The following is a 6,870-nucleotide window of genomic DNA, read 5'->3' as shown; positions in this document are numbered from 1 at the left end:
TATTGCGGTACTGACCTCCAGCCAGGTTGCACAGCTCGGCACGGCCGACCTGAACGCGCTGAACACGGCTGAAGTGCAGGCGCTGGGCTCGGCAGGCATTGGCCAGCTGACGTCTTCGCAAGTGCAGTCGCTGACCTCGACGGCGCTCAACGCGCTGACGACGTCGCAGCTCGCGACGCTGTCGGTGAACCTGCTGACGAGCGCACAGGTTTCCGGTTTGAGCACGGGCCAGCTCGCGGCGCTGAGCTCGACGCAGGTGCGCGAGCTGAACTCGGCTGACATCAAGGCGCTGAACAGCTCGCAACTCGCGGCGGGTCTTGGCACGGCCGGCATTGCTTCGCTGAGCAGCACGCAGGTGCAGTCGCTGAGCACGGCAACGCTGAACGCGCTGAGCACGGCGCAGCTGGCAACGCTGGCAATCGCCTCGTTGACGACGGGTCAGGTGGCGGGTCTGAGCACGACGCAGCTCTCGAACCTCGGATCGTCGCAGCTCCAGAATCTGACGTCGGCGGAAGCGAAGGCACTCAGCTCGAGCCAGATCAGCTCGCTGTCGACGGCGGGTCTCGCGGGCCTCAGCAGCAGCGCGCTGCAGAGCCTGACGACGGGCCAGATCTCGGGCCTGACCAGCAGCCAGTTGGCCAGCGGCTTGACCACCAGCCAACTGAGCTCGCTGACCAGCACCCAGGTCAACGCGCTGACGTCGGCACAGGTGGCGGGCCTCAGCAGCGATCAGCTCCAGGCGCTGCACCTTCACTAAGCGCTGAAGCTAGCGCACGGTTACGTCTTCCCGCTCGGTCCGAAAGGGCCGCGTGGGGGACGTATCGGAGACACGACAGAGCGTTTTATCCACGAGGCCAGGCCTACCATCCCACGGTATGCTTGGCCTCTTTTATTGAGGGCTACTGCCATTTGAGGCGACTGTCCGACAACGTTTGCTCAATCCCATCTACTTATGATTTCCCAGACGAATCCGGTCGAAGCCGGATACACAGGCAAGCTCGTGTCGGCCTGGCGCGCAGGCCTCAGCCTGAACGAGGTCGTGGATTACTGTTCCTCGCTGGGCGCGGCCGGCCAGCATGAACTGGCCGCTGTGCTTTACCAGACCTGGCTCGCACGCAACAACACGCCGTTCAATCATTTTGTCCTGTTCAATCTCGGCGCGAGCTACAACGCCCTCGGGCTGACCGAGGAGGCGAAGAGCGCCTTTCTGCGCGTGGTCGAAATCGCGCCTTCGTTTGCGCAAGCGCACGTCAATCTCGCCATCATTTACGAGCGGATCGACCAGATCGACTCCGCGATCGCCGAATGGACGTGGGTTGCCAATACCGTGTCGCCCACCGATGCCGAGAACGCGCCGTTGCGCATGCAGGCGTTCAACAATCTCGGCCGCATTCACGAGAACAAACGCAATTACGCGGAGGCGATGAACTGGCTCGTCAAAAGCCTGGAAATCGATCCGTCGCAGCCGGACGTGCTGCATCACCTCGTTTTCCTGCGCGCGCGGGCCTGCGAATGGCCGGTCTATGCGTCGTTGCCCGGCGTCGATCCCGCGCTGATGCGCCGCTCGACCTCCGCACTTGGCATGATTTCCCAATCCGACGATCTCGATGAGCAACTGGCCGCCGCTCGCCAGTTCGTCGCCGCCAAGCTCAATTGCGATGTGCCCGCGTTGGCGGAGAAGAAAAATTACGGACACAAGAAGATCCGTATTGGCTATCTGTCTTCAGATTTGTGCCTGCATCCGATCGCCATGCTGGCTGCCGAACTGTTCGAATTGCACGACCGCAAGCGCTTCGAGGTCTATGGCTTTTGCTGGACGAAAGAAGACGGTTCGGCGCTGCGCCAGCGCGTGATTCGCGGCATGGATCATTTCGAGCGGATCGACGGCCTCACCGATCAGGAGGCAGCAGAGCTGATCCGCAAGCACGAGATCGACATTCTGGTCGACCTGCACGGGCAGACACTCGGTGCGCGCCCGCAAATTCTCGCCGCGCGCCCGGCTCCGATCCAGGTGACCTATCTCGGACTCGTGGCCACGACGGGCTTCCCGTTCATCGACTATGTCGTTGCCGATCAGTTCGTCATCCCGAAGAAGTCCGCGAAGTACTACACCGAGACGCCGCTCTATATGCCCGACGTCTATCAGGTGAGCGACCGCCAGCGCGTGATTGCCGCCGCGCCGTCACGCAAGGACAGCGGATTGCCTGAGGACGCCGTCGTGTTCTGCTCGTTCAACAATAATTTCAAATACACGCCGGAGGTCTTCGACGTCTGGATGCGCATTCTCGGGCGCGTGCCCGGCAGCGTGCTCTGGCTGCTCGCCGACAACGTCTGGGCGCAAGCGAATCTGCGCAAGGAAGCGGAAAAACGCGGCATCGATCCGCAGCGTCTCGTGTTCGCGCCGCGCGTGACGCCCGAGCACTATCTCGCCCGCTACCTGGTCGCCGACCTGTTCCTCGACACGTTCCCGTTCAATGCGGGCACGACCGCCAACGACGCGCTCTGGGCCGGGCTGCCGCTTCTGACCTGCTCGGGCCAGTCGTTCGCCTCGCGCATGGCCGGCGCGCTCCTGACCGCGGCCGGGCTGCCGGAGCTGATTACCCACAATTGGGAAGACTACGAGGAAAAGGCGGTCGCACTCGCGACCGACCCGGCGGAACTACGCCGCCTGCGCGGCGAGCTTAAGCAGGTCAAAGAAAGCGGCGTGCTCTACGACACGCCCAAGTTCGTGCGCAATCTCGAGAAGCACTTCAAGCGTGTGGTGGGCGAACTTGCCGCCTAGGGCATGAAGCGCAGACGCGGCGCGCGTTGATCGGCGCCGCGTCGCTTGCCTCGCTCGAACGCCGGACTGGCCCCGGCGTTGCCCAGAAGAAAAAAAGCCCGCGCAAGGCGGGCTGAGGCGATTGAAACGTGAGCTACCGCTGAGATTGAGCTCACGCCACGCTAGCTCTGAACACGTACTGGAGCGCTTTCGAGTCCTCGACCGCAACATTCGCATCGGCGCCCGTTGCCGTTGCCATCGCGCGAATAACGGGCAAAAAGGCTTCGCGTTGCGGTTCGTGGAATACGCGGGCTTTGCCGGCGTCGACGACGAAGCCCGCGTTGCGGAACATTTCCAGCATCGTGACGCGCGAAAACCATCGGATATGCGTGCGGTCGAACAAGCCGGAATCCTGATACCGGAAATCGCCTATGCTCAAGCGCGCCTGCACGCTCCAGTGTTGCGCGTTGGGAATACACGCTACGACACAGCCGCCGCGACCCATCGATTCGCGCAGTTTTTTCAGCAGCGCCCAGGGATCGTAAAGATGTTCGAGCACATCGCCGAAGACCCAGCAGTCGGCCTCGAAGTCCGTGCGCAACTGCTCGACGGACACCCGTTCGATATCGACATCGACCACACGGTCACAGTGCTCACGTGCCATCTCGGCGTAGGCCGGAACGATTTCGATGCCGGTGTAGTGCGCCGCCGGATTCGACTTTTTGTATTCACGCGCAAGGGCCCCGGAGCTGCAACCCACCTCCACCACGCGCCGTGCGGCTGTTGGCATGAGTTGGAGCAGGTCCGGGTTGTGATTCTGATGCACAGGAGTTTGATCCACCGTCCTACTCCTTATATTTGCCCAAATAGAGGTCGTAACCTTCGCGCCAGGCGCGCGGTCCGAACGAGCCGACGCTTTCGTGAACCACGCTCAACGGCCACGTTCCCATGCGCAGACCCTTGAGTTCGGCCTGGCGGCAGAGGTCCATGTCGTAGAAGTGGAACTTGAACTGCTCGTCGAAGCACAGTCCACTGGTCTGCAGCGTTTCGCTATCCGCGATCAGCATCAGGCCGTCGAGGAGCTTGCATGCCTGTCTGGAGGGGCCGAAGTTCAATACGTTGTTGCTCGGAAAGCCCTTGCCGTGGCCGACGGTTCCACTCAGGTATTTCAGCTCGTCCCGACGCAGGTCCGGCGTAGCAAAGCACCATGCCGGCTGGCGAGGCAACCGGCGCAGGTTGCCGGCAAGACCTACTACGTCGAAATGGGCGAGCGATTCACGGATGCGCTCGCTCCAGAAGTAGTCGCTCAGCCAGACGTCGTCGTGAACGAATACGAGAATGGCCGGATGCTGCTTCGCGTAGTCGATTGCCGCGTTATAGATGCTGGAGAGGCCACGCGTGTTGTTGTCGAACAGCTGAAGCTGCATGCCGGGCTGGTTTTCATAAAGCTTCAGCGAACGCCCCAGCGCCGTTTCACTAAAAAATTCCTGACGGCTGCAACGCGTGCCGCAGACGAAACGAATGGGTTTCAGATCTGCGGGAATGCCGCCGGTGTCGATCAATAGCGCTTGTCGCAGGGCTGCCTGCGGGTCGGGAACCGGCGTGGCGCCCGGCAACGCGGGCCTATTCTCGGTCCGCGCCGGCACTTCGAAATGCTCCGGTTCGAGCCCATCGCACCACCGCTGCCACATGATGCGCAGCGCGCGCGACGTCGCATCGGCGATCGTGCTCGCGTCGATAAGCGGCGACTGCATGCAGTGCTGACGCAACTCGCGGCGCACCGTTGCGAGTGCGTCGAGGTCGTCGGCCAGTGCGGCACACTTGCGCACGAAGTCGTCCTTGTCGCGCGCGACGAATGCCTCGTCGAGCCCGAGGTGCGAGAGCCATCCCGTGCTGCCGCGGCTTGCCATCGAAACGCTGGGCAGCGTCATGGTCGGCACGCCCATCCACAGGGCCTGCATCGTGGTGGTCGAACCGGCGAACGGGAACGCGTCGAGACACACGTCGATCAGATTGTGCTGCTGCAAATAGGTCGTCACGCCCTTGCGCTGAAGAAAGCCAATGCGTTGCGGGGCCACCCCTTCGTCCGCGAACATTTTGACGAGCTTGGTCATCTGCTCCGGCGCCGTGATTGCGCCAATGAGCATGCGTGAATTCGGCACCTCGCGCAGCACGCGCGCCCAGAGCGCGATCACTTCCGGCCCGACTTTCACGAGCCGGCTGAAACTGCCGAACGTCAGATAGCCGTTTTTCAGGGCCGGCAACGGATTGACCTCCGGCGACTGCGGGTGAGGCTTGAATGGCGCGAGCGCCGGAAGGAACACGAGCTTTTCGGAGAACTGATCGGCGAACTGTTCGAGCGGCGTGACGAAACGGTCCGACATGTAATAGTCGATGGCCGTCAGGCCGGTCGTAGCCGGGTTGCCGATCCAGCTCACCTGAACCGGGGCCGGTTTGTGCGCGAAGGTCACGAGCCGGTTGCGCCCGGTATGGCCCGACAGGTCGATGAGGATATCGATGCCGTCGTCACGGATCTTCTGCGCGAGCGCGGTGGCATTCATGCTGAAGACTTCATGCCACGTTTGCGCGTGCGCCCGGATTTGCTTCGTGAAGCCGTCGGTGATCACATAATTCGAGTAAATGTGCAGCGACAGGCTGGTGTCGCGCGCCAGATGCTCCAGCACAGCGAGAAAGAAATAAGCGACGGGGTGATTAACCAGGTCTCCCGAAACGAAGCCGACCTTCAGTTGCCGTGATGGATTGCGGTCATTGGTATGTTTCGGCCAGCGCGCGCGCAGCGGGGCTTCCTGGTGCGCCGCGAACTCGCGGAATTCCGCGAATGCGCTTGCTGCATCGAGATCGATCTTGTGCATCAGGCAGAACAGCAGATTGCTGCGCGTTGCAGCCTGCATGGGTGCCAGTTCAAGTGCGCGGCGAAAGGTGGCCTCCGCTTCGTCATACAGTCCATGCAGCATCAGCGCGTTGCCGAGCGCGTCGACTTCGAGCGCGTCGGTTGGCGCCAGCTCCACCGCGCGGCGAGCATGGGCGAGACCTTCGGCGTGCTGGCCCATTGCCTGCAGGGTGCTGCCAAGCGTGCGATGCATCGCTGCGCTCTCAGGATGTTTTTCGAGACCCTGGCGGCAGCGTACTTCGGCTTTCCGATACTGGCGGGTGATCAGCAGCCCGTCGGTCAGCATCGTGAGCGCGGTGAGGTCATTGGGCAGCAAGTCGGCGGCACGCTCGGCGGCGCCCACGGACTCCGGGTACTGGCCCATGTTGCGCAGCGCGGATGCGAGCGTAAGCCAGCATTCGCCGTGCGACGGATATTGTTCCGTCAGGCGTTGGGCGAGCTTCAACGCGGCATCGATTTTTCCGCTGTTGACGAGCTGCACATATTGGCGCATTTCCTTTGGCGGGGCCCGGCGCGTATCGATTTGCACGGTGGCCGCCGCTTCCACCGTTTCCACCGTTTCAAGCGCTTCTTGCGCAGGCGTATCGCTTTGCGGCGAGGCTTCGGGCGAGGGCGCCGGCGCGGCCTCGCTCGCGGCATTGGGCTGGCTGATGCGAGCGCTCAACGTCTCGACTGCCTCAGCAGGCAGGCCGTATTCCCGATGCGCGATGGCGAGTGCGATCCGCGCCGCTTCCAGCTGATTGCTGCCGACGAGGGCGTTGATGTAGTAGACCCAGATTTGCCCGTTTGACGGCACCTGACCGAGCGCGGCTTCGAAATGCGCCACGGCTTCGGCTGGCTGGTCCGTTTGCATGCGCAGCACGCCAAGATGGTAATGGGCGTCGACATGATCGCTTACGCGCTCGAGGACGGCGGCGTAGAGTGCGGCGGCTGGCGCGTATTCCTTGTTGCGATGGTGCTCGATCGCGGTTTCCATCGCGCGTTCGATGTCGCCTCCTGGCTGCGATGCGGGCGCGAGCGCGGTGGTTTCGGTCGGAGTTGGGAAAGCAGTCATGACAAAGGCGAGCTTGCGCCGCAGGAAGCAATGGTAAGGAAATTATCGCGGCCGATGCCTTTCGTTAATGCGCCGAGTTGGCGTCAAAACGGACGCCAATTCGACTGCAAAGGGCGTTGGCCGTCGTGCAAAAAGAGGGCGCGC

3 protein-coding genes and 1 pseudogene are annotated in these 6,870 nt (G+C 62.5%); 2 read left to right on the top strand and 2 right to left on the bottom strand.

Annotated features, from left to right (window positions below):
* A pseudogene (locus tag U5A65_RS33445) lies at nucleotides 1-757 on the top strand (hypothetical protein); the annotation flags it as partial.
* 195 nt (nucleotides 758-952) lie between these two features.
* Nucleotides 953-2,782, top strand: a complete 1,830-nt coding sequence (locus U5A65_RS33440) for a tetratricopeptide repeat protein (protein ID WP_321937046.1) — start codon at nucleotides 953-955, stop codon at nucleotides 2,780-2,782.
* Nucleotides 2,783-2,933: 151 nt separating this feature from the next.
* Here the strand turns inward: U5A65_RS33440 and U5A65_RS33435 are convergent, their stop codons facing one another.
* Together U5A65_RS33435 and U5A65_RS33430 are read right to left on the bottom strand one after the other, a co-directional pair.
* Entirely contained in the window at nucleotides 2,934-3,602 is a 669-nt protein-coding gene (locus U5A65_RS33435; RefSeq protein WP_321937048.1) for a class I SAM-dependent methyltransferase, read from the bottom strand.
* A 4-nt stretch (nucleotides 3,603-3,606) separates the two neighbouring features.
* A complete protein-coding gene (locus U5A65_RS33430; protein ID WP_321948975.1) occupies nucleotides 3,607-6,726 on the bottom strand; it encodes a tetratricopeptide repeat protein in 3,120 nt (1,039 codons plus the stop codon).
* Nucleotides 6,727-6,870 lie beyond the last annotated feature (144 nt).

Origin of the sequence: Paraburkholderia sp. J10-1 (assembly GCF_905220165.1) — a bacterium.
Taxonomy (GTDB): Bacteria; Pseudomonadota; Gammaproteobacteria; order Burkholderiales; family Burkholderiaceae; genus Paraburkholderia.
The sequence above is the reverse complement of the archived record's forward strand: the minus strand, read 5'-3'. Positions and strand labels throughout refer to the sequence as shown.